The sequence below is a fragment of the Ensifer adhaerens genome, from assembly GCF_028993555.1.
Lineage (GTDB): Bacteria > Pseudomonadota > Alphaproteobacteria > Rhizobiales > Rhizobiaceae > Ensifer > Ensifer adhaerens_I.
This window is the reverse complement of sequence record NZ_CP118610.1, coordinates 4,138,493-4,162,836: the sequence shown is the minus strand read 5'-3', so window position 1 is coordinate 4,162,836 and position 24,344 is coordinate 4,138,493. Positions and strand designations below refer to the sequence as shown.

At 62.6% G+C, this 24,344-nt stretch carries 28 protein-coding genes; 25 read left to right on the top strand and 3 right to left on the bottom strand.

Annotated features, from left to right (window positions below; all coding sequences use genetic code 11):
* Nucleotides 1-145: 145 nt before the first annotated feature.
* From pmtA to PWG15_RS20090, 6 genes are all read left to right on the top strand, one after another.
* A complete protein-coding gene (gene pmtA, locus PWG15_RS20115) occupies nt 146-748 on the top strand; it encodes a phospholipid N-methyltransferase PmtA (RefSeq protein WP_275022346.1) in 603 nt (200 codons plus the stop codon).
* 4 nt (nt 749-752) lie between these two features.
* Nucleotides 753-1,340, top strand: coding sequence for a histidine phosphatase family protein (locus tag PWG15_RS20110; RefSeq protein WP_275022345.1), 588 nt, complete (start codon nt 753-755; stop codon nt 1,338-1,340).
* Between the two features lie 3 nt (nt 1,341-1,343).
* Nucleotides 1,344-2,048, top strand: a complete 705-nt coding sequence (pyrF, locus tag PWG15_RS20105) for an orotidine-5'-phosphate decarboxylase (RefSeq protein ID WP_275022344.1) — start codon at nt 1,344-1,346, stop codon at nt 2,046-2,048.
* A gap of 113 nt (nt 2,049-2,161) precedes the next feature.
* Entirely contained in the window at nt 2,162-2,449 is a 288-nt protein-coding gene (locus PWG15_RS20100; protein WP_065372437.1) for a DUF1330 domain-containing protein, read from the top strand.
* Between the two features lie 121 nt (nt 2,450-2,570).
* Nucleotides 2,571-3,551, top strand: coding sequence for a complex I NDUFA9 subunit family protein (locus tag PWG15_RS20095; RefSeq protein WP_275022343.1), 981 nt, complete (start codon nt 2,571-2,573; stop codon nt 3,549-3,551).
* Between the two features lie 240 nt (nt 3,552-3,791).
* Nucleotides 3,792-3,953, top strand: coding sequence for a hypothetical protein (locus tag PWG15_RS20090; protein WP_104662576.1), 162 nt, complete (start codon nt 3,792-3,794; stop codon nt 3,951-3,953).
* A gap of 237 nt (nt 3,954-4,190) precedes the next feature.
* On the opposite strand, the gene PWG15_RS20085 is transcribed toward PWG15_RS20090, so the two are convergent.
* Nucleotides 4,191-4,997, bottom strand: a complete 807-nt coding sequence (locus tag PWG15_RS20085; RefSeq protein WP_275022340.1) for an undecaprenyl-diphosphate phosphatase — start codon at nt 4,995-4,997, stop codon at nt 4,191-4,193.
* 162 nt (nt 4,998-5,159) lie between these two features.
* Between PWG15_RS20085 and PWG15_RS20080 the strand changes: the two genes are divergently transcribed.
* The 10 genes from PWG15_RS20080 (at nt 5,160) to PWG15_RS20035 (ending at nt 16,691) form a co-directional block, all read left to right on the top strand.
* The gene (locus PWG15_RS20080; protein WP_275022339.1) at nt 5,160-5,852 is read left to right on the top strand and encodes a glutathione S-transferase family protein; all 693 of its coding nucleotides are present in this window, start codon (nt 5,160-5,162) and stop codon (nt 5,850-5,852) included.
* Nucleotides 5,853-5,862: 10 nt separating this feature from the next.
* A complete protein-coding gene (gene queG, locus PWG15_RS20075; protein WP_275022338.1) occupies nt 5,863-7,035 on the top strand; it encodes a tRNA epoxyqueuosine(34) reductase QueG in 1,173 nt (390 codons plus the stop codon).
* The gene (locus tag PWG15_RS20070) at nt 7,023-7,898 is read left to right on the top strand and encodes an SDR family oxidoreductase (protein WP_275022337.1); all 876 of its coding nucleotides are present in this window, start codon (nt 7,023-7,025) and stop codon (nt 7,896-7,898) included. Before queG ends, PWG15_RS20070 begins: the two co-directional genes overlap by 13 nt.
* A gap of 461 nt (nt 7,899-8,359) precedes the next feature.
* Entirely contained in the window at nt 8,360-8,734 is a 375-nt protein-coding gene (locus tag PWG15_RS20065; RefSeq protein WP_275022336.1) for a septal ring lytic transglycosylase RlpA family protein, read from the top strand.
* Nucleotides 8,735-8,869: 135 nt separating this feature from the next.
* A complete protein-coding gene (locus PWG15_RS20060) occupies nt 8,870-10,159 on the top strand; it encodes an RsmB/NOP family class I SAM-dependent RNA methyltransferase (RefSeq protein ID WP_275022334.1) in 1,290 nt (429 codons plus the stop codon).
* Between the two features lie 190 nt (nt 10,160-10,349).
* Nucleotides 10,350-11,630, top strand: coding sequence for an imelysin family protein (locus tag PWG15_RS20055; protein WP_275022333.1), 1,281 nt, complete (start codon nt 10,350-10,352; stop codon nt 11,628-11,630).
* Between the two features lie 49 nt (nt 11,631-11,679).
* Nucleotides 11,680-13,209 carry a di-heme oxidoreductase family protein gene (locus PWG15_RS20050; protein ID WP_275022331.1) on the top strand — a complete coding sequence of 510 codons (1,530 nt, stop codon included), beginning with the start codon at nt 11,680-11,682 and terminating at the stop codon, nt 13,207-13,209.
* Nucleotides 13,209-14,324 (top strand): imelysin family protein, encoded by a 1,116-nt coding sequence (locus PWG15_RS20045; protein ID WP_275022330.1) that lies wholly within the window; start codon nt 13,209-13,211, stop codon nt 14,322-14,324. The genes PWG15_RS20050 and PWG15_RS20045 overlap by 1 nt, the downstream gene beginning before the upstream one ends.
* A gap of 209 nt (nt 14,325-14,533) precedes the next feature.
* Nucleotides 14,534-15,523, top strand: a complete 990-nt coding sequence (locus PWG15_RS20040) for a magnesium transporter CorA family protein (RefSeq protein WP_275022328.1) — start codon at nt 14,534-14,536, stop codon at nt 15,521-15,523.
* Nucleotides 15,524-15,602: 79 nt separating this feature from the next.
* Nucleotides 15,603-16,691, top strand: a complete 1,089-nt coding sequence (locus tag PWG15_RS20035; protein ID WP_275024470.1) for a DUF1513 domain-containing protein — start codon at nt 15,603-15,605, stop codon at nt 16,689-16,691.
* A gap of 46 nt (nt 16,692-16,737) precedes the next feature.
* On the opposite strand, the gene PWG15_RS20030 is transcribed toward PWG15_RS20035, so the two are convergent.
* Nucleotides 16,738-17,292: a GNAT family N-acetyltransferase gene (locus PWG15_RS20030; protein ID WP_275022326.1), complete on the bottom strand. Its 555-nt coding sequence runs from the start codon at nt 17,290-17,292 to the stop codon at nt 16,738-16,740.
* Nucleotides 17,293-17,376: 84 nt separating this feature from the next.
* Between PWG15_RS20030 and PWG15_RS20025 the strand changes: the two genes are divergently transcribed.
* The 5 genes from PWG15_RS20025 to PWG15_RS20005 all read left to right on the top strand — a co-directional run bounded on the left by PWG15_RS20025 (nt 17,377) and on the right by PWG15_RS20005 (nt 21,408).
* On the top strand, nt 17,377-17,829 hold the full coding sequence (locus PWG15_RS20025) for a TspO/MBR family protein (protein ID WP_275022325.1): 453 nt from the start codon (nt 17,377-17,379) through the stop codon (nt 17,827-17,829).
* A gap of 78 nt (nt 17,830-17,907) precedes the next feature.
* On the top strand, nt 17,908-18,360 hold the full coding sequence (locus tag PWG15_RS20020; RefSeq protein WP_275022324.1) for a PaaI family thioesterase: 453 nt from the start codon (nt 17,908-17,910) through the stop codon (nt 18,358-18,360).
* On the top strand, nt 18,357-18,995 hold the full coding sequence (locus tag PWG15_RS20015) for a 5'-methylthioadenosine/S-adenosylhomocysteine nucleosidase (protein ID WP_275022323.1): 639 nt from the start codon (nt 18,357-18,359) through the stop codon (nt 18,993-18,995). The genes PWG15_RS20020 and PWG15_RS20015 overlap by 4 nt, the downstream gene beginning before the upstream one ends.
* A 94-nt stretch (nt 18,996-19,089) precedes the next feature.
* Complete coding sequence (gene guaA, locus PWG15_RS20010) at nt 19,090-20,652, top strand: glutamine-hydrolyzing GMP synthase (RefSeq protein WP_275022322.1); 1,563 nt, start codon at nt 19,090-19,092, stop codon at nt 20,650-20,652.
* A 12-nt stretch (nt 20,653-20,664) separates the two neighbouring features.
* Nucleotides 20,665-21,408, top strand: a complete 744-nt coding sequence (locus PWG15_RS20005; RefSeq protein ID WP_275022321.1) for a class I SAM-dependent methyltransferase — start codon at nt 20,665-20,667, stop codon at nt 21,406-21,408.
* 74 nt (nt 21,409-21,482) lie between these two features.
* Here PWG15_RS20005 and PWG15_RS20000 read toward each other — a convergent pair whose 3' ends face one another.
* Nucleotides 21,483-21,929 (bottom strand): MarR family winged helix-turn-helix transcriptional regulator, encoded by a 447-nt coding sequence (locus PWG15_RS20000; RefSeq protein ID WP_275022320.1) that lies wholly within the window; start codon nt 21,927-21,929, stop codon nt 21,483-21,485.
* A 150-nt stretch (nt 21,930-22,079) separates the two neighbouring features.
* On the opposite strand from PWG15_RS20000, the gene PWG15_RS19995 reads away from it, so the two are divergent.
* The 4 genes from PWG15_RS19995 (at nt 22,080) to PWG15_RS19980 (ending at nt 24,298) form a co-directional block, all read left to right on the top strand.
* Nucleotides 22,080-22,838, top strand: a complete 759-nt coding sequence (locus PWG15_RS19995) for an alpha/beta fold hydrolase (RefSeq protein WP_275022319.1) — start codon at nt 22,080-22,082, stop codon at nt 22,836-22,838.
* Between the two features lie 130 nt (nt 22,839-22,968).
* Nucleotides 22,969-23,298 carry an ArsR/SmtB family transcription factor gene (locus PWG15_RS19990; protein ID WP_275024469.1) on the top strand — a complete coding sequence of 110 codons (330 nt, stop codon included), beginning with the start codon at nt 22,969-22,971 and terminating at the stop codon, nt 23,296-23,298.
* Nucleotides 23,295-23,762, top strand: a complete 468-nt coding sequence (locus tag PWG15_RS19985; protein WP_275022318.1) for an SRPBCC family protein — start codon at nt 23,295-23,297, stop codon at nt 23,760-23,762. The genes PWG15_RS19990 and PWG15_RS19985 overlap by 4 nt, the downstream gene beginning before the upstream one ends.
* A gap of 122 nt (nt 23,763-23,884) precedes the next feature.
* Nucleotides 23,885-24,298 carry a GFA family protein gene (locus PWG15_RS19980; RefSeq protein ID WP_275022317.1) on the top strand — a complete coding sequence of 138 codons (414 nt, stop codon included), beginning with the start codon at nt 23,885-23,887 and terminating at the stop codon, nt 24,296-24,298.
* Nucleotides 24,299-24,344: the final 46 nt, after the last annotated feature.

The following is a 24,344-nucleotide window of genomic DNA, read 5'->3' as shown; positions in this document are numbered from 1 at the left end:
CGATGCTTTCAGGCGCAGACAGACTTGTTTTTGCCGCAGATGGGGACACATTATGATTGGCGCCGTTCGGATCAGCTCGAATCAGCGAGCGGAGATCACAGCGGGCGGCCCGCATGAGGAGAGGACGACGGTTTTGAGGGGTTCAATGAATTTGCGCGTGAAGGTGAAGGAACGGCTCGGACGGAAGTTCGATGAGGAAATTCGCTTCTTCAAGGGATGGATGAGCAATGCCAAGGCTGTCGGCGCAATCCTGCCGACCTCTTCCATAACCGCGCGCCGGATGGCGAGCGTCATCAATCCCGCTTCGGGCCTGCCGGTTCTTGAGCTGGGCCCGGGCACGGGTGTCATTACCAAGGCAATTCTGGATCGCGGTCTGCCCGCATCGAGCCTGGTCTCGGTCGAGTATTCCACCGACTTCTACAACCAGCTCAGGGCCAACTTCGCCGGCGTCAATTTCGTCAATGGTGATGCTTTCGATCTGGAACACACGCTCGGCGAACTGAAGGGTCAGACCTTCGACAGCGTCGTCTCGGCGGTGCCGCTCTTGAACTTCCCGATGCACCGGCGCGTTGAATTGATCGACGACCTGCTCTCGCGCATTCCGGTCGGCCGGCCGGTGGTGCAGATTTCGTACGGGCCGTTGTCGCCGGTCGTTGCCATGCCGGATCGCTACAGCATCCAGCATCTCGACTTCGTCGTGCGCAACATTCCCCCGGCACAACTCTGGGTCTATCGTCGGGCACACTGACAGGATGTTCGGCGTCTACGTCACCCATCCGCAGGTGCAGATCGATCCGGACGTGCCCGTTCCGCAATGGGGACTTTCCGCTGTTGGCCGCGAACGCGCGGTCATCACCGTTGCATCGCGTTGGGTGCGTTCGCTCGGACGGATCATCTCGAGCGACGAGACCAAGGCGATCGAGACGGCGCAATTGCTCGCCGACGCAGCCGGCGTGACGATCGAGACCCACCATGACATGGGCGAGAACGATCGCTCCGCCACCGGCTTCCTGCCGCCTCCGGAATTCGAGAAGGCGGCAGACTGGTTCTTTGCCAATCCCACCGAAAGCTTCAAGGGCTGGGAACGGGCGGTCGACGCCCAGACCCGCATCTCGGAGGTAGTTTTCCGCGTGCTCGAGGGCCATGATCCAAAGATCCCGATCGCTTTCGTCGGCCATGGCGGCGTCGGCACGCTACTGAAATGCCGACTGCTGGGCGCGCCGATTTCTCGCACTGCCGACCAGAAGGGCGGCGGCGGCGGCAATGTCTTTGCTTTCCGCCTTGCGGATCGATCCGTTGCGTGCGACTGGACCCCGATGGAACACTGGCAGGGGATCTAGACGATGACCGAAACCGCGCGCGACAGACTGATCGTAGGCCTCGACCTTCCGACGATCGCCGATGCCGAGAAGATCGTCTCGACGCTCGGCAACGACGTCTCCTTCTACAAGATCGGCTATCAGCTGGTCTTTGCCGGCGGACTCGAATTCGCGCGCGATCTTGCTGCAAGCGGCAAGAAGGTCTTCCTCGACATGAAGCTGCTCGACATCGACAACACGGTTGCCAAGGGTGTCGAGAACATCGTCAAGATGGGCATGTCGATGCTGACCCTGCACGCCTACCCCAAGGCGATGAAGGCGGCCGTCGAGGCGGCGAAGGGTTCCGATCTCTGCCTGCTCGGCGTCACCGTGCTCACCTCGATGGACGAGCAGGACGTGATCGATGCCGGCTACGAATACGACCCGCACACGCTGGTGCTGCGCCGGGCCGAACAGGCGCGCGCCGCCGGCATGGGCGGCATCGTCTGCTCGGCGGAGGAATCGGCAGCGGTCCGCAAGATCATCGGGCCGAACATGGCGCTGGTCACCCCGGGCATCCGGCCTGCAGGCGCCGATAAGGGCGACCAGAAGCGGGTGATGACGCCTGCCGACGCGCTGAAGGCCGGTTCGAGCCATCTCGTCATCGCGCGCCCAATCGTCGCAGTCGCCGAGCCACTTGCGGCCGCGCGCGCGATTCTTGCGGAAATGGATGGGGCCCTTTCGCGTTGACGCGGGCAGCATTCCGGACACGGAGGCGATCCGTGTCGATCCGCTTGACCTCAACCAAAATTTGCCGGAAGTAACTCCCGTCGGCCCCGGAGCCGAAAGACGAGGAGCTTAGCATGGCCAAGGGATACTGGATCGCACGGGTCGATGTCCGCGACCCCGAGCGCTACAAGGATTATGTGGCGGCAGCAAAGCCGGCCTTCGAGAAATATGGCGCGAACTTTCTCGCGCGCGGCGGCGAACACCACCGCCTTGAGGGCGGCGTTCGCGCGCGCAACGTCGTCATCGAATTTCCGTCGCTGCAGGCAGCGGTCGACTGCTACAACTCGCCCGAATACCAGATTGCCGCGGCGATCCGCCAGGAAGTCGCCGACGCGGAGATGGTCGTCGTCGAAGGCGTCTGACGGCCTGGCACCCCCATCTTCCGACAGGTCCGACAAGCCGCGTGGATTGGCCTTCACCTCGCGCGGCTGTTGGGTTATGTAGCAATCAATTCTTTCCTCTGCGATCAGGAGTGCGTTTCCCATGACCTTGTCCAACCTTCCGCCGCTGGTGACGATTTTCGGCGGATCCGGGTTCGTCGGCCGTCATGTCGTGCGCGCGCTCGCCAAGCGCGGCTACCGCATTCGCGTTGCCGTTCGCCGACCGGACCTTGCCGGCCACCTGCAGCCGCTCGGCAATGTCGGCCAGATCTCCTTCGTCCAGGCGAACCTGCGCTACCGTAAATCGGTCGATCGCGCCGTCGAAGGCTCCGACCACGTCATCAACTGCGTCGGCGTGCTGTTTGAAAGCGGCCGCAACACCTTTGACGCCGTCCAGGATTTCGGCGCGCGCGCCGTGGCGGAAGCGGCGCGCGGCGTCGGCGCGACGCTGACGCACATCTCGGCGATCGGCGCAGACGCTTCCTCGCCGTCGAACTATGCCCGCAGCAAGGGGCGCGCCGAGGCGGCAATCCTTGAAACGAAGCCCGACGCGATCATTCTGCGCCCCTCGATCGTCTTCGGCCCCGAGGACGGCTTCTTCAACAAGTTCGCCGACATGGCGCGTTTCTCGCCGGTCCTGCCGCTGATCGGCGGCGGACACACCAAGTTCCAGCCCGTCTACGTGACCGATGTCGCCGAAGCCGTGGCCCGCGCCGTGGACGGCAAGATCACCAAGGGCAAGATCTACGAACTCGGCGGCCCGGATGTCTTAAGCTTCCGCGACTGTCTCGAGATCATGCTCAACACGATCGATCGCAAGCGCACGCTCGTCTCGCTGCCCTTCGGCATCGCTTCCTTCATCGGCAGCGTCGCGTCGATGGTGCCGTTCGTCACGCCACCGCTCACCGCCGACCAGGTGGTGTTGCTGAAATCCGACAATGTCGTCTCGGCAAAGGCGGTTTCCGAGGGACGTACGCTCGCCGGCATCGGCATCGATGCGACGATGCTGGAGCCGATCCTGCCGACCTACCTGGTGCGCTATCGCCCGCAGGGCCAGTACACCCGCAGCGGCCGCGCCGCCTGATCGCTGCAAAGACCTACCCTTTTTCGAACGGCCGCCGGCATCCACCGGCGGCCGTTTGCTGTTGTATCCAGGCAACAGCGTTGCAGTTCTGCCGCAGTTAACAAAGCGAATGGCATTTACCGCAAATTCAACATGTCCTGATATTGATCATGTCATATCCAGCGACTAAACACCGCCTCGCGCCCCGATCGCAAGGCATGACGGCGGGCGGCAGCAGCAATCTCGAAAGGCATAGCGTCCATGGGCAAGTCGATCGCAATCTTTTTTGCGTGTGCGGCACTGATCATTCTGGCTGGCTCATTCATCGCGCCGAACACAGTCGCGAGCAGCGGCAAGGATTGTGCGCCGGCCTATGGCGTGGATCCGTGCACGACGGCATCGATCGATCTTTCCGGCAACTAAGGCCGGCGCCCTTCAAATCACGCAAGTCCCGACGGAAAACGGCTTCGCATTTTCCTGGAATTGCTTTGGAAGGGCATAATTAGAGTTATTGGCGGGGGCCAGTAGCCGCGTGCGTTTCACCTTGAGACGCACGCGGCTTTGTTTTTAGGGCCTAGTCCGAAGTCGAAGAAAACTGGGATCAAAGAAAAAGGCGCGTGAAGAACGCGCCTTTTTTCGTTTGTAACAGTTGATCCCGGCTCAGTCGAACAGCCAGAGGCCGATCAGGCCGGCCGTGCCGACAAGGATGCGCCAGATGGCAAATGGCGTGAAGCCGCGGCGCGAGACGAAATCGAGCAACGAGCGCACGACGAAGATACCTGCGACGAACGCCGCCATGAAGCCGACGGCAATCAGCGTGAAGTCGTCGAAGGAGAGCGCGTCGCGGTTCTTGTAGAGGTCGAGCGTGAAGGCGCCGAGCATGGTCGGCATCGCCAGGAAGAACGAGAACTCGGCGGCCGAACGCTTGTCGGTCCCCATCAGCAGGGCGCCGGCGATCGTCGCGCCGGACCGAGAGGTACCGGGGATCATCGCCAGGCACTGGAACAGGCCGATTTTCAGTGCCAGCGACGGCGGATAGTCCATGACGTTGGTGTAGCGTGGCTTCAGCGGCAGATGGTCGATCGCGTAGAGGATGAAGCCGCCGACAATCAGCACGACGCAGATGAGCATCGGCGTTTCGAACAGCACCGTCTTGATGAAATCATGCGCGATTGCGCCGATGACGGCCGCCGGCAGGAAGGCGATCAGAACGGACAGGACGAAGCGACGCGCCTTGATGCTGGTCGGCAGCGCCAGCGCGATCGACAGAAGCTTCTGGAAATAGACGAGCAGGATCGCCAGAATGGCGCCGAGCTGGATGAGGACGGCGAAGGTGTTGCCCGGCGACTTGAAGCCGAGGAAGTGGCCGGCGAGGAGGACGTGCGCCGTCGACGAAACAGGGATAAACTCCGTCAAGCCTTCGATGAGCCCGAGGACGAGCGCGCTGATGATCGATTGATCCGCCATATATGAGATTTTCCTGACAAGTTTTGGAGTGGGAGGAAAAGGCTGATTCGCTTGTGTTTGCCACCACAAATTTCTATAGCTCTATCACAGGAGCCGTGGCCAGACGCTTGCGCCGCCACGCTGACGCCCCCAGCAAAAAGACTCTGAGAAGCCAGATCATCGATGCCGACACTGTATCATCACCCCATGTCCTCCGCTTCACGGTTCGTTCGCCTTATCCTTTCGGAATATGGCTATCAGACGGAATTGTCCGAGGAACAGCCCTGGGAGAACCGGCGCGACTTCCTGGCGCTGAACCCGGCCGGGACGCTACCGGTTTATGTTGACGACAGTATGAGAGCGCTCTGTGGCGCCACGATCATCTCGGAATATCTCGACGAGACGAACGGCATCATGAAGCGGGATCGCCGGCTTCTGGCGGAAGACCCGTTCCAGCGCGCGGAAATCCGCCGCCTGGTCGAGTGGTTCCTGCACAAGATGGAAGCCGATGTGACCCGGCCGCTGGTGCGCGAGCGGATCTTCAAGCTGCAGATGACACCGGACCAGGGCGGCGGCGCACCCGACAGCAAGATCCTGCGCACCTCGCGCGCCAATATCCGCCAGCACATGAAGTATCTCTCCTGGCTCGCGGGTTCGCGCACCTGGCTTGCCGGCGACCGCATCTCCTATGCGGACCTCGCCGCGGCCGCGACGGTATCCGTGCTCGACTATCTCGGCGAGATCGACTGGTCGGATGCTCCGACCGCCAAGGAGTGGTACCAGCGGCTGAAGTCCCGCCCCTCCTTCCGCCCGCTGCTTGCCGAACGCGTGCGTGGCGTGACCCCGGTTCCGCACTACGCGGACCTCGACTTCTGAGGCTGAAACCGTGCCCGGCATCGCTGCCAAGGCTGACAATGGAGATCGACGGCGGCAAAAGCTGACGGCGTTTCTGAAGGCCGAGGCGGCGGACAAGGGCTTCGATCTCTGTCGCATCACCCGGCCGGACGCCATTCCCGAGGCGCCGGCCCGGCTCCAGAACTTCCTGGACGACGGTTTTCACGGCACGATGGACTGGCTCGCCGAGACTGCCGAGCGCCGCTCCGACCCGCGTACGCTCTGGAGCGAGGTGCGCTCGGTGGTGATGTTCGCGATGAATTACGGGCCGGAAGACGATCCGCGCGGCATTCTCGAAAAGGCCGATCGCGGCGCGATCTCGGTCTATGCCCAGAACCGTGACTACCACGACATCGTCAAGGGCAAGCTCAAGGAAGTCGCGACGCGTTTTGCCGCGCGCGCCGGCGAGGACGTCAAGGTCTTCGTCGACACGGCCCCGGTGATGGAAAAACCCCTCTCGGAAAAGGCCGGCCTCGGCTGGCAGGGCAAGCACACCAATCTCGTCAGTCGCGAGTATGGCTCCTGGCTGTTTCTCGGCAGCCTGTTCACCACCGCAGACCTCGTCATCGACGAGCCGGAGCGTGACCACTGCGGCTCCTGCCGTGCCTGCCTCGATGCGTGCCCGACCGGCGCCTTCCCGGCGCCCTACCAGATCGACGCGCGGCGCTGCATTTCCTATCTGACCATCGAGCATAAGGGTTCGATTGACCCGGACCTCCGCCCGCTGATGGGCAACCGCATCTATGGCTGCGACGATTGTCTTGCCGCCTGTCCCTGGAACAAGTTCGCCCAGGCGGCCTCCGAAATGAAGCTGAAGGCGCGCGAGGATCTGAAGGCGCCGTCGCTCGAAACGCTGCTCGGCCTCGACGACCCAGCCTTCCGCAGCCTGTTCTCGGGCTCTCCGGTCAAGCGCATTGGCCGCGACCGGTTCGTGCGCAACGCGCTGATCGCGGCGGGCAACTCCGGCGACCGAGCACTTATGCCCGCCGTAAAGGCGCGCATCGACGACGTCTCGCCCGTGGTGCGGGCGATGGCGGTCTGGGCGCTGTCACGATTGGTCGCGCCGGCAGCGCTTGCGGAATTTGCCGAACAATGCGAGCCAGAGACGGACGAAGACGTCCTCAACGAATGGCAGATGGCGGGAGTGAGCCGATGCATGTCCTGATCCTTGGCGCCGGTTACTCCGGCATGGCAATCGCACGGGCCATGGCTCCGACAGCGACAAGCGTTGTCGGCACCACCCGCACCGAGGAGAAGGCGGCGAAGCTCGGAAGGGCCGGCATCCGCCCGATCCTCTTCGACGGTGAAACCATATCCGCCGAGCTCGCTGCCGCGCTTGGGCAGGCGACCCACCTGATCCAGTCGATCGCGCCCGGCCGCGACGGCGATCCGATGTTTCGCGCCTCCAGCCCGGATCTGGCGCACCTCGCGCCCAACCTCAAATGGATCGGTTATCTCTCGACCGTCGGCGTCTATGGCGACCATGGCGGCGAATGGGTCACCGAAGACATGTTGCGCAAACCGGTCTCGGCCCGCTCGGTCGAGCGGGTGGAGGCGGAGGACGCCTGGATCGCCTTCGGCGCCAGGCAGGCCATTCCGGTGGCCGTCCTCCGGCTTGCCGGCATCTACGGCCCGGGACGCAACGCCTTCTGCAATCTCGCAAACGGCACGGCCCGACGCCTGATCAAGCCGGGGCAGGTGTTTAACCGCATCCGCGTCGAAGACATCGGCGCGGCTACCCTGTTCCTCTCCAACAACGGAACGGCTGGCGTCTTCAACATCACCGACAACGAGCCGGCGCCGCCGCAGGACGTTGTCGCCGAAGCTGCGCGGCTGATGGGTGTCGAGCCACCGCCGGAGACGCCTTTCGAGCAGGCGGAACTGTCGCCGATGGCTCGCTCGTTCTATGGCGAGAACAAGCGTGTTTCGAACGCGCGCATGCGCGCCACCGGTTTCGAATTCGCGTATCCCGATTATCGCGTCTCGCTTGCGCAGCTCTGGCAATCGGGTGCTTGGCGCAACGCCTGAAACGCAACGTGGCATTCAATCAATAACATAACCCGAAATGCTTATAGAAAGCCGATAGTCTGTTTATCAGTAATGGCGGCGTGAAGGTCGCCAGAATTGTGACATTCTCGGGATATTCGTTCGATACTTGACGAATTAAATACAACCTGTGCGCTAGTATCGAATTTTCGACCATCCGGATTCCGGAAATTTCGTCCAATTCGAAATTTTTAATGAAATTTTTCGTTTACCACTGAGTTGGGCCTGCGTGCGGAAGGCCGCCAACGTTCAACCGCTGATTCCAAAGAACTTCCGGGCTCTCTTTAAACTATTTCAAACAATCTTCGTTTTTGAATTTTCGTCCTTTTTTAATATATCCTAATAGATCGTAAACGGTTGAAGCACGCTTTTGCCATTTTTCGCCCTAATTAGCGGTTCTCAGAAGATTTTTAGACAACCATTTGACCGAGGGGATCGCCAGTTTGACGCCAGCGAAGATCAAGACGGCTGCCGCTGCAGCGCTGTTCACGACCGCTATCGGTCTCGTTTCCGTTTCCGATAGCCATGCAGCCGGCGCCGGCTGCGGCGGCGCATCCTGGTATGCGCTGAGCTCCAAGACCGCCTCCGGGGAGCGCATGAATGCCGCTCACCTGACGGCCGCCCACCGCAGCCTGAAATTCGGAACCAAGGTCCAGGTGACCAACAAGCGCAACGGCAAGAGCGTGATCGTTCGCATCAACGATCGCGGGCCGTTCATCCGCGGACGCGTCATGGATCTTTCCAAGGCCGCGGCTTCGCAGATCGGCATGGTACGCTCCGGCACCGCCAGCGTCTGTTATCGCGTCATCAATTCCTGATCTTGAAATACTGCCGTCCGGCCAATCGCCGGGTGGGTTTACTTGAGAAAGACCGTTCTTCGCGGTTAATCTTCTCCGCCGTCTTGCTCTTCGATGCCATCGCCGCTACCACGGCGAAAAAGGAGTTGATCGAAGATGCGTTTGGGCGGCAGGCTCGCTGGAGCCATTGAAGTTCTTGAGGATATCGAAAAGCGGAAGCGCCCGGTCGCCGACGCGCTCAAGGATTGGGGCCTCTCCCACCGCTTCGCCGGATCCGGCGACCGCTCCGCGATCGGCAACATCGTCTACGACGCCCTTCGCATGAAACTCTCGCACGCCTACCTGATGGACAGCGACAGCGCTGCAGCACTCGGCCATGCCGTGATGTACCGGCAATGGGGCTTCACCCCGGAAGCGCTCGCTGCCGAACTCGACGGCGACAAGTTCGCGCCGGAAGCCCCCTCCACCGAGCACATGCAGGCCTTCACGACGCGACGGCTCGGAGACGCGCCGGCCCATGTCCAGGGCGACATCCCCGAATGGGTGCAAGCCTCCTTCGAGGAAAACTTCTCCGACGACTGGCTCGATGAAGCCAAGGCGCTCGCCGGCCGACCGACGCTCGACCTGCGCGCCAATACGCTGAAGGCTTCGCGCGCCAAGGTGCTGAAGGCGCTGGAGCGAAGCGGCGCCGAACCCGCAACCATCGCCCGCAACGGCATCCGCATCCCGGCCGGCGAAGGCGCCTCGCGCCTGCCGAACGTGACGGCCGAGCTTTCCTTCCAGAAGGGCTGGTTCGAGGTCCAGGACGAAGGCTCGCAGATCGTTGCCGATCTTGCCTTCCCGCAGGAAGGCGAACAGGTACTCGACTATTGTGCCGGCGGCGGCGGCAAGACGCTCGCCATGTCGGCGGCAATGAACAACAAGGGCCAGGTGCACGCCTACGACACCGACCGCAAGCGCCTCGCCCCAATCATCGAGCGGCTGAAGCGCGCTGGCACCCGCAATGTCCAGGTGCATGAATCCACCGACAGCCTTGCTCCGCTTGCCGGCCGATTCGACCGCGTACTCGTCGATGCGCCGTGCACCGGCACCGGCACCTGGCGCCGCCGCCCGGACACGAAATGGCGGCTCAACCAGAAGAACCTCGAAGAGCGCATCTCGCAACAGGAGGAAGCGCTGGCGAGTGCCGCCCAGTTCGTCCGACCGGGTGGTCACCTCATCTACGTCACCTGCTCGGTGCTCCCCGAGGAGAACGAAGCCCAGGTCTACGGCTTCTGCGAAGACAATCCGGAATTCGAGATCCTGTCGGCGGCCGACATCTGGGCGACACTCTTCGGCACCGACAAGCCGCAACCCTGGTCGGCCGACATGAAGACGGTAACGCTGACGCCCGCGTCAACCGGCACCGACGGCTTCTTCTTCTGCCTGATGCAACGCAAGGGTTGACGCCTTTTGACAATGGTCAAAACACGCGCATCAGATTGAAAACGTTCTAAACTATACACTTTGACACAAGTTTGCTTTTGGTTCATGAGAGGCAGGCCCGGCCGGGGCCTTTTCTCATGGCCCGACGCCTGAACGATGCCGCGTTTGCCGGCTCGCTCGGCTGCGCCGAAGGAAGCAACAGGAGAGGGTCATGACCAAGAAATTCATCCGCGGCGCCGCGCTGGCGTTCATGACGGCAACGTCGGTGCTGGCCCTGCAGCCGGCCCACGCCGCAACCGACGCCGCCGCCGTGGTAAAGCATTACACCGCTGTCGCCCATGCCAAGTTCGAAGATGCGCTGACGACCGCCGAAGCCCTGAACAAGGCTGTCGACGCGCTGATCGCGACGCCGAGCGAAGAAACGCTGAAGGCAGCGCGCGACGCCTGGAAGAAGGCCCGCAACCCCTACCAGGAAACCGAAGTCTACCGCTTCGGCAACGCGATCGTTGACGAATGGGAAGGCAAGGTCAACGCCTGGCCGCTCGACGAGGGCCTGATCGACTATGTCGACCCGAGCTATGGCACCGAGAGCGACGAAAACGCCCTCTTCACCGCCAACGTGATTGCCAACAAGACGATCAAGATCGACGGCAAGGATGTCGACGCCAGCAACATCACGCCGGAATTCCTGGCCGGCACGCTGCAGGAAGCGGGTGGCATCGAGGCGAACGTCGCCACCGGCTACCACGCGATCGAATTCCTGCTCTGGGGCCAGGACCTGAACGGCACCAAGGCGGGTGCTGGCAACCGCCCCTACACCGATTACGACACCAAGGCCTGCACCGGCGGCAATTGCGATCGTCGCGCCGCCTATCTGAAGGCCGCGACCGAGCTGCTCGTTTCCGACCTCAAGGAAATGGTCGCCAACTGGACGCCGGATGGTGCCGCCACCAAGGCGGTCGAGGCTGACCCCAAGGCCGGCCTCGTTGCCATCCTCACCGGCATGGGCTCGCTCTCCTACGGCGAACTTGCCGGCGAGCGCATGAAGCTCGGCCTGCTCTTGCACGATCCGGAAGAAGAGCACGATTGCTTCTCCGACAACACGCACAACTCGCATCTGCATGACGCGATCGGTATTCAGTCGGCCTATACCGGCGAATACACCCGCGTCGACGGCACGAAGATGACCGGCCCGTCGCTCTCCGAACTCGTCGCTGCCAAGGATGCGGCACTCGACAAGGAAATGGCCGGCAACCTTTCGACCACGGTCGAGAAGATGCAGGCGATGGCCAAGCGCGCGGAGACCACCGAGGCCTACGACCAGATGATCGGCGAAGGCAATGCCGAGGGCAACGCCACCGTTCAGGCGGCGATCGACGGCCTGATCGCCCAGGCAAAGACCGTTCAGCGCGTCATTGCGTCGCTGGATCTCGGCACGATCGAGCTTGAAGGTTCGGACAGCCTGGACAATCCTAACGCCGTCTTCCAATAAGCTGAAAAGGCGGGCCGCATCGCACCCGGTGCGGCTCGATCCTCCCCTGATGAAATCTGGCGCATCTCGCCTTTTCGCGCTCCTTCTCGCCCAGGCGCTGCTAACGGCCCTGCCCGCCGCTGCCGGCGACTATTTCCCGACCAAACGCACCGATCTGAGCAACGCCGACCGCGATCGCGTCGCAACGGTGACGCGACCGACGACGGATTTCTCCAAGGCGGAAACCTTCGAGGCGATGTCCGGAGGTGCTGCGACCTCGATCGCGCCCGTCAATGCCGACAGCTTCTCCCAGTTCTCAGCCAACCTTACCTTCCAGGAGGAGGAAGGCTTCAAGCTCGGCAATGCCCTCTTCCGCAAGCTCTGGGTTTCCTCGCCCTCCTCCACGCAGGCCTCCGACGGGCTTGGCCCGCTCTACAACGCGCGCGCTTGCCAGAGCTGTCACCTGAAGGACGGTCGCGGCCGGCCGCCCGAAGGCGCCGTCGACACGACCTCGATGTTCTTCCGCCTGGCGCGCCCGCCACGCGACGAGGAGGAACGCCGGTTGGTCGAGGCACATCAGGTCGTGAATTTCCCGGATCCGGTCTATGGCGCCCAGCTTCAGGACAGCGCTGTGCCGGGCCTTGATGCCGAAGGACATCTGGAAGTCAGTTATACAGAGGAGCCGTTCACCTTCCCCGACGGCGAAAAAGCTTCGCTGCGCCGGCCGCGCTATTCGGTGACCGACCTTGCCTACGGACCTCTCGATCCGGCAACGACGCTCTCGCCGCGCGTGGCCCAGCCGATGATCGGGCTCGGCCTCGTCGAGGCGATCCATGAGGCGGATGTTCTCGCCCTTGCCGACCCTGACGACACCGACGGCGACGGCATCAGCGGCCGCCCGGCACTGACGCGCGACGCCAGGACCGGCAAGCTGATGCTCGGGCGGTTCGGCTGGAAGGCGCAGAACGCCACCGTGCGACAGCAAAGCGCCGACGCCTTTGCCACAGATATCGGCATCTCCTCCCCCAACGCCGACCGACCCCATGGCGACTGCACGGCCGCTCAGGTGAAATGCCTCACCATGGCGACCGGTGTGCAGGAACGGCTTGGTTCGACCGAGGCGCCCGATCCGGTGCTCGACCTCGTGACCTTCTATTCGGAAAACCTTGCCGTGCCGGCGCGGCGCAAGGCGAGCTTTGCCGAGACGCTTCGCGGCAAGAAGGCCTTCTACGACCTCGGCTGCACCAGCTGCCACACGCCGAAATTCGTCACCCGCCGGGATGCAGCAAACAAGGCGCAGTCGTTCCAGCTGATCTGGCCCTATTCCGATTTCCTGCTGCACGACATGGGCGAAGGCCTTGAGGACGGACAGCAGGTAGGTGTCGCCACCGGCCGAGAGTGGCGCACGCCGCCACTCTGGGGCATCGGCTTGACGAAGACCGTCAGCGGGCACACTTTCCTGCTGCACGACGGACGCGCCCGCAATTTCACCGAAGCGATCCTCTGGCACGGCGGCGAAGGGCAGAAGGCCCGCGATGCCTTTGCCGCCCTTGCCGCAAGCGATCGCCGCGATCTCCTTGCCTTCCTGGAGTCACTCTGATGCCCCGCACGCATACACTCACCCTCGCATTCGCCCTGACATTGGCGACCGCGTTCCCGACGATGGCTCAGGAAGGCAGCGCGCTCTCGCCGCGCGTCGTCAACGAGGCCGCCGTGCCGACGGTGATGGCCAAGGCCGTCGACGACTTCGTCATCCCCGGCTATCGCAAACTGACGGAGAAAGCCGCGGCCGCAAACGTCGCAACGGCCAAGCTCTGCGCGGCACCGTCGAAGCCGGCGCTTAAGAGCGCTCAAGGCGCCTTTTCCGATCTGGTCGGTGCCTGGTCGGCGATCGAGATCGTCAGGCTCGGCCCGGCGCTCGAACAGAACCGCTTCGAACGCTTTCTCTTCTATCCCGACCGCAAGAGCACGGGACTGAAGCAGGTGCAGGCAATCCTTTCCAAGCAGGATGAAAGCGCGGCCGACGTAGCCAAGCTCAAGGGCAAGAGCGTGGCCGCGCAAGGGCTGGGTGCGCTCGAATACGTGCTCTACGGTACCGGCTCCGAAGCGCTGTCGGGCAAGGAGGGCGACTTCCGCTGCCGCTACGGCCTGGCGATCACAAAGAACCTCGATGATATCGCCAACGAATTCCTCGCCGCCTGGCAGAAGCCCGACGGCATCCAGGCCGCCTGGAAACATCCGGGCCCTGACAATCCCGATTTCCGCGACAACCGCGAGGCGGCCACCGAACTGCTCGGCATTCTCGTCCATGGCGTCGAGACAGTGAAGGACCAGCGCCTGAAGCCGTTCTACGAAGGCAAGGACGACAAGGGACATCCGAAGCTCGCGATCTACTGGCGCTCCGGCAACACCATGGCCTCGATCGCCGGCAACGTCCGGGGCCTGAAGACGCTGTTCGATGTCGCCGACATGCAAAGCCTGCTGCCGGAAGACAGCCGCTCGGTGGCGGGTTCGGCCGATTTCGTCTTCAAGTCGGTGATCGGCATGGCCGGCAACATCGATGGACCAATCGACGCCGCCCTCACCGATGAGGACAAGCGCGCCAAACTCGCCTTTCTGTCGCTCAATACCAACGACCTCCTCAACCGCCTGAACAACGATTTCGGCGGCGCGATCGGGCTTGGCGCAGGCTTCTCGTTTGCCGACGGCGACTGACAAAACAGCCGCGCTGGCAGGGTGTTGACAATCAAGGCTTTTAGGCGCAAAGCGCTTTCCGTGCCCGCTCTCACGGGCACGTTTCACCACAAGGACCAACCTACAATGAACCCCGACAGTCGAAGTCGAGCCTTCACGCTCACGACCGTCCGGTCCTGATTTGATCAGGGCTTCACGGCGGTCGGATGACTCGCCCTATGGAGCCCAATATGCTGCGCATCTTCAAAAGCCAGAACAGCCACCTCGTGCTCGTCGACATGCTGGATGGCATCGCCTTGCCGACCCCTGCCATCTGGTACGATCTTCTCAATCCGTCGACCGAGGAAACGCGCCTCGTCGAAGGGCAGCTCGGCATCGAGATTCCCACCCGTGACGAGATGCAGGAGATCGAGCTTTCCGACCGCCTCTACCAGGAGGACGGCGCCGAATTCATGACGATGACGGCGGCCGCCAAGCTCGACAGCGACTATCCGGTCAAGGTGCCGGTGACCTTCATCCTCAAGGGCGCGACGCTGGTCACGGTCCGCCATGCCGACCCGAAGCCGTTCCAGACGTTTTCCCACCGCATCCAGAAGGCCAACGGCCAGATTTGCGAGAGCGGCGAACTGGTGATGCTCGGCCTCTTGGAAGCGATTATCGACCGTACGGCGGATGCGCTGGAACGTGCCGGCAGCGAGGTCGACGCGATTTCGCGCGAGGTGTTCCGCAAGACCAATGCCAGCGCCACCAAGAAGACGCGCGACCTGCAGTCGCTGATCGAGCAGATCGGCCAGAAGGGCGACCTCCTGACGGTCATCCGGGAAAGCCTCGTCAGCATCGGTCGGCTCGTCGCCTATCACGTGGCGCTCGAAGGCATGGGGCCGCGCAAGGCTGGAAAGGAAAGCCGGCAGCGGATCAAGCTGATCCAACGGGACGCAACGTCGCTCGGCGACCACGCGCTGTTCCTGTCGAACAAGATCAACTTCCTGCTCGATGCGACGCTGGGTCTCATCAACCTCGAGCAGAACCAGATCATCAAGATCTTCTCGGTTGCCGCCGTCGTCTTCCTGCCGCCGACACTGGTCGCCTCGATCTACGGCATGAACTTCGGCGTGATGCCGGAGCTGCAGTGGGAGTTCGGCTACCCTGCGGCACTGATGCTGATGGTGATCTCCGCGATCGTGCCCTATTTCTACTTCAAGCGGCGCGGCTGGCTCTGACCGCATCGTCCGCTTACGCAAGCGGCGGCGCCAGGCGCCGCCGTTTCACCGAAAATGCCTTGGTGGAGACGACAGCATGATGGCGGCCACGGGTCTGATCGACCGACGCAGTTTCCTGAAAATGGCGGGCGCCGCCTGGGTCGCGAGCCTCGCGCCCGATCGGACCTTCGCGCTTGGCAGAGCCGATGCCGTCTTTGCCTCAGCCTTCATGGCGCCGGATGGAAGCTATGGCGTGGCGACGCTGACGGAAACGGGCGAAATCATCGATCGCACGGCGCTGCCGGCGCGTGCGCATGGCATGGCCTATTCTCCGGCCACGCACCGAGCCGTCGCCTTTGCACGCCGTCCCGGCACCTATGCGATGATCCTTGCGACCGACGGGACCGCCGAGCCGATCGTGATTGCTGCGGCCGAGGGCCGGCATTTCTACGGCCATGGCTGCTTCTCGGCCGATGGCAAGCTGCTCTATGCCACGGAGAACGACTTCGCCGCCAATCGCGGCATGGTCGGCATCTATGACGGCACCGACGACTTCACCCGCATCGGCGAATTCCCAACCTACGGCATCGGCCCGCACGACATGACGCTGACAGCCGACGGTCACCTGCTCGCCATTGCCAATGGCGGCATCGAGACCCACCCGGATTTCGGCCGCACCAAGCTCAATCTCGACCATATGGAGCCGAGCCTGACGCTGGTGGACACGAAAACCGGTGCGCTCGTGCAGAAGCATGGGTTACCTGCCGAGCTCAGCCGTCTTTCGACACGCCACGTCGATATCGGCCCGAAGGGGGAGATCTGGTTTGCCTGCCAGTACGAGGGCGCCCGCAACGATCTGCCGCCGCTCGTCGGATCCTTCTCCAGGGGCGAGGACCTGAAGTTCCTGTCGTTGCCGGAGCGCACGACGGAAGCGCTGGCGAATTATGTCGGCGCGATCGCGGTCAACCGGCGCGAAGGGCTCGTTGGCCTGACCTCGCCGAAGGGCGGCGTGGCCGTGTCGCTCGATGCACGAACCGGCGCCGTCTTGAAGGAAGAGCGCGTCGCCGATGCGGCAGGGGTCGCCAGCGCCGAGCACGGCTTTGCCGTTTCCTCTTATGATGGGCACTTCAAGGCGAGCCAGAGCCGCGTTGCCTGGGATCAGCACATCGTCCGGCTCGGCCGCAGCTAAAGCGGTTCGATGGCAAGCGCGCAGCGATATTGCGTCCGGAACTGCCTCACGCCGAAAAGCGGCCCGCGCCGGAGAGCTTTACCAGGTCGTCCCAGCGATAGGCCGTCTGGTCGTGGTTTTCACCACCGAGGCTCACCTGGCCCTGGCCGACGGCAACGGCACCCAGATGTTCATAGAACGCCCTGTTCGGATTGCTGGAAAGCACCCAGGCAAACAGGGATTTGCCGCCCAGCTCCCGGCAATGGCCGGCAACGCTGCGCACCAGTGCCGAGCCGATGCCGGCGCCTTGGAATTCCTTGAGGATATAGAGCGCGTAGAGCTCGCGATCGAAACGCGGCGGCATCGATCGGGCTTTTCCATAATTGGCAAAGCCGATCACCTTGTTCGTGCTCATGTCGACCGCGACCAGATGGAAGACATCGGCGACACGCATGCGCCTTGCATGGCGCAGTGCCTGCTCCTCGACGCTCATGCCATCGAGGAAATCGTCGGAAATCAGCCCGCGGAACGTCGATCGCCAGCTTTCGACGATGACGGAGGCGATCATCATGATGTCATCCGGGGCGGCCGGCCGGATATCGATGCGTCTGAAACTCTTCATGGCACATGATATAGGTGGCAGATCGCGGCTTCAAAACGGCAGCCCCCATGGAAAGCCCGAAAGTCTGTTCTATCTGTCGAGGCCATGAACAGAACCATCGTGTATGCAGTCTTCATCGCCGCCGTTCTCGGTCTCGGTCTCCTCATCGGCTACAACAACATCCCCGGACAATGGTACCAGTCACTGGCAAAACCGGCGTTCAATCCGCCCGATTGGATCTTCGCTCCGGTGTGGTCGATCCTCTACGTGATGATCGGGATTGCCGGGGCCCGGATGTTTCTTGACCATCGCCGCGCCGCCGCCATGCGCTTGTGGCTGGCGCAGATGATGCTCAACCTCCTCTGGTCGCCGCTGTTCTTCGGGATCAAGGACATCTCTTCGGCCCTGATCGTCATCATCGCGCTCTTGATTGCGATCGCTGGTTTCGTTGTCGCAAGCTGGCAGCGGGATCGCGTTTCGGCCCTGTTGTTCCTTCCCTATCTCGCCTGGGTTGCGTTTGCGACGGCGCTCAACAGCTCGATTTTGCTCATGAATTGAACTTGTCGGACCTTCACGAGCGTGCCACTGTCCCGCTGGCATAGTGATGCCGCCCGACTAAAAAGGCCATGTGGACTGATGGACGACCGTGATCCCCCCGATTTCCGAAAGCGCATCCGCAACAGTTTTGCGCGGCAAGCGGCGATGCGCACCATCGGCGCGGAACTGACGCTCGTCGAACAGGGCACTGTCGAGATCGAACTGCCCTTCGACGAGAAGCTGACGCAGCAGCATGGGTTCCTGCATGCGGGTGTCATTTCGGCTGCGTTGGATTCGGCCGGCACCTACGCCGCCTATTCTGTGATCGATCCCGATGCCTCGATCCTGACGATCGAGTTCAAGGTCAATCTGCTTTCGCCGGGGCGCGGGGAGCGCTTCCTGTTCCGCGGGGAAGTGACGAAGCCCGGCTCGACGATCATCGTCTCCGACGGGCGCGGTTATGCGATCCGTGCGGACGGACCGGCAAAGCTGATCGCATCGATGACGGGAACGATGATGGTGGTGCGCGGACGCGAGGGGATCGAAGGATGAGTTTTGCCATCAAGGACGTCGCCGGACGCAGGGTCCTCTACGTCATGGCCGTGGATGCCGAATACGGGCCGCACCTCAAGGACCGGATCAAGCCGCTGATGACTGGCGTCGGCCCGGTCGAGGCTGCCGTGGTGCTGACGCGCACGCTTGCCGAGCTCGCAGCGGAGCGGGCCCTGCCCGATCTCGTCGTTTCGCTCGGCTCGGCCGGCGCTGCCACGCTTGAACAGACCGAAGTCTACCAGGCCGTCTCCGTCGGCTATCGCGACATGGATGCCTCGCCGCTCGGCTTCGAGAAGGGCGCGACTCCGTTCCTCGACCTGCCGGCCGTGGTGCCGCTGCCGCTCCGGATTCCCGGCGTGCCCGAAGCCCGGCTTTCGACCGGCGCCAATATCGTTTCGGGCGCGGCCTATGAAACGATCGACGCCGACATGGTGGAGATGGAGACCTTTGCGGTTCTGCGCGCCTGCCAGTCCTTTGGGATTCCGCTGATTGCCCTGCGCGGCATCTCCGACGGCAAGGCGGAGCTCAAGCATGTCAGCGACTGGACCGAATACCTTCACGTCATCGACGAGAAGCTTGCTGATGTGATCGACCGGTTGGAGAATGCGGTTTTAAGCGGCGCCATCCCGCTCTGAAACCCCGGAATTGTCGGGGTGCAATTGAATCGTTGCGCTGATGGCGGGCTTTCATTAAAGGCTCGCCATGATCAAGCTTGTTTGAAGGCTTCCAATGACCCAGACAGCCCATCCCGACACCGTCCTCATCGTCGATTTCGGCAGCCAGGTGACGCAGCTCATCGCCCGGCGCGTGCGCGAAACCGGTGTCTATTGCGAAATCGTGCCGTTCCAGTCGGCTGAAGAAGGCTTCCAGCGACTGAAGCCGAAGGCCGTGATCCTGTCCGGCAGCCCGGCGTCCACGCTCGACATCGGCTCGCCGCGTGCACCGTCCGTGATCTTCGATTCCGGCCTGCCGGTCTTCGGCATCTGCTATGGCCAGCAGACCATCTGCGCCCAGCTCGGCGGCAAGGTCGAGAGCGGCCATCACCGCGAATTCGGCCGCGCCTTCCTGGAAGTCGAGAAGGACTGCCCGCTGTTTGAAGGCCTCTGGTCCGTCGGCTCGCGCCACCAGGTGTGGATGTCGCATGGCGACCGCGTCACCGCCATCCCCGAAGGCTTCGAGGTCGTGGCGACCTCCGCCAACGCGCCCTTCGCCTTCATCGCCGACGAGAAGCGCAAGTACTACGCGGTGCAGTTCCATCCGGAAGTGGTGCACACGCCCGACGGCGCCAAGCTGATTTCCAACTTCGTGCACAAGATCGCCGGCATCAAGGGCGACTGGTCTATGTCGGCCTACCGCGCCAAGGCCGTCGAGGCAATCCGCAAGCAGGTCGGCGACAAGAAGGTGATCTGCGCGCTTTCTGGCGGCGTCGACAGCTCGGTCGCGGCACTGCTCATCCACGAAGCCGTCGGCGACCAGCTCACCTGCATCCTCGTCGACCACGGCCTGATGCGCAAGGACGAGGCGAAGAACGTCGTTGCGATGTTCGAGGAGCACTACAACCTGCACCTCCTGCACGTCGACGCGTCCGACCGCTTCATCGGCGAACTCGAAGGCCAGAGCGATCCGGAAACCAAACGCAAGATCATCGGCCGCCTGTTCATCGAGGTATTCGAGGAAGAGGCAAAGAAGCTCAGCGGCGCGGATTTCCTCGCCCAGGGCACGCTTTACCCGGATGTCATCGAAAGCGTCTCCTTTACCGGCGGCCCGTCGGTCACGATCAAGTCGCACCACAATGTCGGTGGCCTGCCGGAACGCATGAACATGCAACTCGTCGAGCCGCTGCGCGAACTGTTCAAGGATGAGGTCCGCGTGCTTGGCCGCGAGCTCGGCTTGCCCGACAGCTTCATCGGCCGTCACCCCTTCCCGGGTCCGGGCCTTGCGATCCGCTGCCCGGGCGGCATCAGCCGCGAGAAGCTTGAGATCCTGCGCGAAGCCGATGCGATCTACCTCGACGAAATCCGCAAGGCTGGCCTCTACGATGCCATCTGGCAGGCGTTCGCCGTACTGCTGCCGGTACAGACCGTCGGCGTCATGGGCGACGGACGCACCTATGAATTCGTCTGTGCGCTTCGTGCCGTCACCTCGGTCGACGGCATGACCGCCGACTTCTACCACTACGACATGGAATTCCTCGGACGCGCGGCAACGCGCATCATCAACGAGGTCCGCGGCATCAACCGCGTCGTCTACGACGTGACCTCGAAGCCGCCGGGCACGATCGAGTGGGAATAAGCAGTCACCTCGATGCCGTCGGACAAGCTCTATAACGATCCAAGCCTTGTAGAGTTCTACGACATCGAGAACGGCTGGACCGCCGATTCCGCATATCTGAAGACCATGGCCGAAGGCCGCACCTCGATCCTTGATCTGGGGTGCGGCACCGGCATGCTGACCGCTGCTCTTGCTGAGAGTGGAAAGCGGGTCGTCGGCGTCGATCCGGCAGCCGCGATGCTGGACGTCGCCAGGTCAAGACCTGGCGGTAACCGCGTCCGTTGGGTCGAGGGTGACGGGCGGACCATCCGCCTCGACGAGACGTTCGACATGGTGCTGCTCAGCGGCCATGCCTTTCAGGTATTCCTGACAAAAGACGATCAGCTTGCGGCGCTGAAGACCATCGCCGCGCATCTTTCGCCCGAAGGGCACTTCATTTTCGACAGCCGCAATCCGGTGGTCGAGGAATGGAAGGAATGGACACCGGACGAATCCGAGCGGGACACCGAACATCCCGTCTTTGGCAAGGTTCTCGCCTGGAACGATGTCCGGCACGACCCTGCAACCGGGGTGGTGGAGTACGATACGTTCTACCGGATCGCAGCGGACGAACGCACCTACGCGGCCCAGTCGAAAATCGCCTTCCCTTCCCACGAAGACCTCACCGCGATGATGGACGAGTCCGGACTCGTCGTGGAGCAGTGGCTCGGCGGCTGGGACGGCAGACCGTTCGAAACCTCCGCGTCCGAGATCATCCCGATCGGCCGGCTGAGATAAGCGCGGCTCAGGTTCGCCACGACTTTTCGCGCTCAAAATCCAGACACGCCGGCCCTTCGGTCCGCGCGGCGCCGCTACTTCACCGCGTCACGCATTCCATCGCGCAGCTTCCGAACTCGCTCGTTGAGATCGATCATTTCCGGCACGGTGAAGCCTGAATTTTTCAGCAGAGCATCGGTCAGGCAACCGGTTTTCACATGCAGACCGCGTCCCTTTGCTGAAAGGTGCACTTCCACCTGTCGCTCGTCGGTGACGCTGCGGTGGCGGCCGAGGAAACCGGCGGCTTCAAGCCGCTTGACGGCCGGCGTAATCGTGCTCGACTCAAGGCCCAACCGATCGGCGATCGCCGAGATCGTCAGGCCGTCCTTCTCCCAGAGCGTGCTCAAGACAAGATACTGAGTGTAGGTTACGCCGAGCGCGTCGAGCATTGGCTTGTAGACGCGGTTGATGGCGATCGATGCCGAATAGATCGAAAAACAAAGCTGGCTATCCAGCGGCACGGTCGTGGGATCATTGGACATCTGGGGCTCCTAAGGATGCGCAGCGCGTTTTCTGCCTCGAAAATCGATATCGCGATAATTAATATCTTTACAAGAAAACCGAGTCGGCGTACACGATGATTATCGCGATAATAATTTTCGCGAAAACAACCAAATCAAAGGAGACCCGAAATGCTTAAGTCCCTCATCGCTGCCGCCGCTTTCGCCCTCTCCGCAAGCGCGCTCACGTCGGCCCAGGCCGCCCCTGCCGCCAAGAATGTCGTGCTGGTTCATGGCGCCTTTGCTGACGGTTCGGGCTGGCAGGGCGTCTACAACATCCTCAAGAAGGACGGTTACAACGTCACCATCGTCCAGAACCCAACCCTTTCGCTTGCCGGCGACGTCGCCATCACCAAGCGCGCGATCGCCGCGCAGGACGGCCCGGTCGTGCTCGTCGGCCACTCCTATGGCGGCGTGGTCATTTCGGAAGCCGGCACCGACGAAAAGGTGAAGTCCGTCGTCTATATCGCCGCCTTCGCGCCGGATAAGGGCGAGTCCGTTTCCTCGCTCATCGCCAACCCGCCTGCCGGCGCTCCGGTTCCGCCGATCCTGCCGCCCGTCGATGGTTTCCTCGCACTCGACAAGGCGAAATTCGCCGCTGCATTCGCGGCCGACGTCGACCCTGAGATTGCAGCCTTCATGGCCGACTCGCAGGTCCCGTGGGCCGTGGAAGCGGCAGCCGGCACCGTCACCGCTCCGGCCTGGAAGGAGAAGCCGAGCTTCTATCTCGTTGCGACCGACGACCGCATGATCCCGCCGGCCGCCCAGCGCCAGATGGCAAAACGCGCCGGTTCCACGGTGGTCGAGACCGCCGGCAGCCACGCCGTCTACGTCTCGAAGCCGGATGCCGTCGCAGCGCTCATCGAAAAGGCGGCACAGGCGAGCGAATAAGCATAATCCCGGCACCGCACATCGCGGTCGCGAAACGGACAGGAAGGGCGGACCAAACGGTTCGCCCTTTTCCGCTATCATTATCAATAGTATTGACTAATCAATTAGTGAATGCTATTTGTTTCTCATGATGATCGAAACCACCCCCGTCACCGCCGTCATGCGCGCCCTTGCCGACCCGACAAGGCGCGCCGTGTTCGAGCGCATCGCCAATGCCGACGAGATCACCGTGGTCGAGCTCACCCGCGGCAGCGGCGTGACGCAGGGTGCGATTTCGCAGCACCTCAAGTCGCTGAAGCAGGCGGGCCTGGTCGCCGAGCGTCCGGAAGGCCGCAACGTCTATTACCGCGCCGAGCCTGAAGGCCTGGCGCCGCTCGTCGACTGGATGAGCCACTATGGCAGCTTCTGGCGCGAGCGCTTTGCAGATCTACGCACTCTTCTCAAGGAGATCGATCCATGACCGACGCAGCAGCCTTGAAAATCGAGACACAGGACATCGTCATAGACGAGGTGTTTCCGCATGCACCCGAGACGATCTGGAAGACCCTGACCAATGGCGACCTGATGGGGCGCTGGATCATGCCGCCGACCGGCTTCAGGCCCGTCGAGGGCACGCATTTCACCTTCCAGACGACACCGGCCGGAGCCTGGGACGGGACGATCCGTTGCCAGGTGCTGGAGGTCCGCCCGCATGAGCGCTTCGTCTATTCGTGGAAGAGCGGTGATGAAGACAATGTCGGTTACGGCTCCCGTCTCGACACGGTCGTGACCTGGACGCTGACGAAGGTCGACAACGGCACCCGTCTTCGCCTCGTGCATTCCGGCTTCGTCACGCCGAAGAACGACTCGGCGTTCAGCAATATGAGCAATGGCTGGCCGAAGGTGCTCTCGCGCCTCGGTGAGGTCACCGACGAACAGCCCTAAAACCGAAGCCGGATCGTCACGGCGAGCCGGCACCTTACAAACCGAAACGAGCAAGGAGAATGGTCGGCGCGGCGCTCGCGGCCGCGCGCCAGGCCTTGCCATGCCCGAAACAGGAGGAATGCATGAGCAGGTCCTATATCGGCGGATGCGCCTGCGGCGCGATCCGCTACGAGATTTCCGGAGAACCGGTATTTTCGAACGACTGCCAGTGCCGCGACTGCCAGCACGAAAGCGGGACCGGACACGGATCGCATATGACGTTCCGCCGCGACGGCGTGAAGCTCGAAGGCGAAGCGACGCACTGGGATATGGTTGCCGACAGCGGCCATGTGAAGACGCGCGGCTTCTGTCCCACCTGTGGCTCGCCCGTCTACATGACCTTTGCGGCCATGCCCGAATTCTTCAGTGTGCGCGCGGCGAGCCTTGATGATCCGAGCCGCTACAAGCCCGATGCAGTGACCTATGCCGTGCGCGGATACGACTGGGACCATCTCGATCCGGCTCTGACGAAATTCGAGACGATGCCGCCGACGTAGCGTCGTCAGCGATGGCAGCGCAAATTCCGAAAGGCGCGTCCTCGGC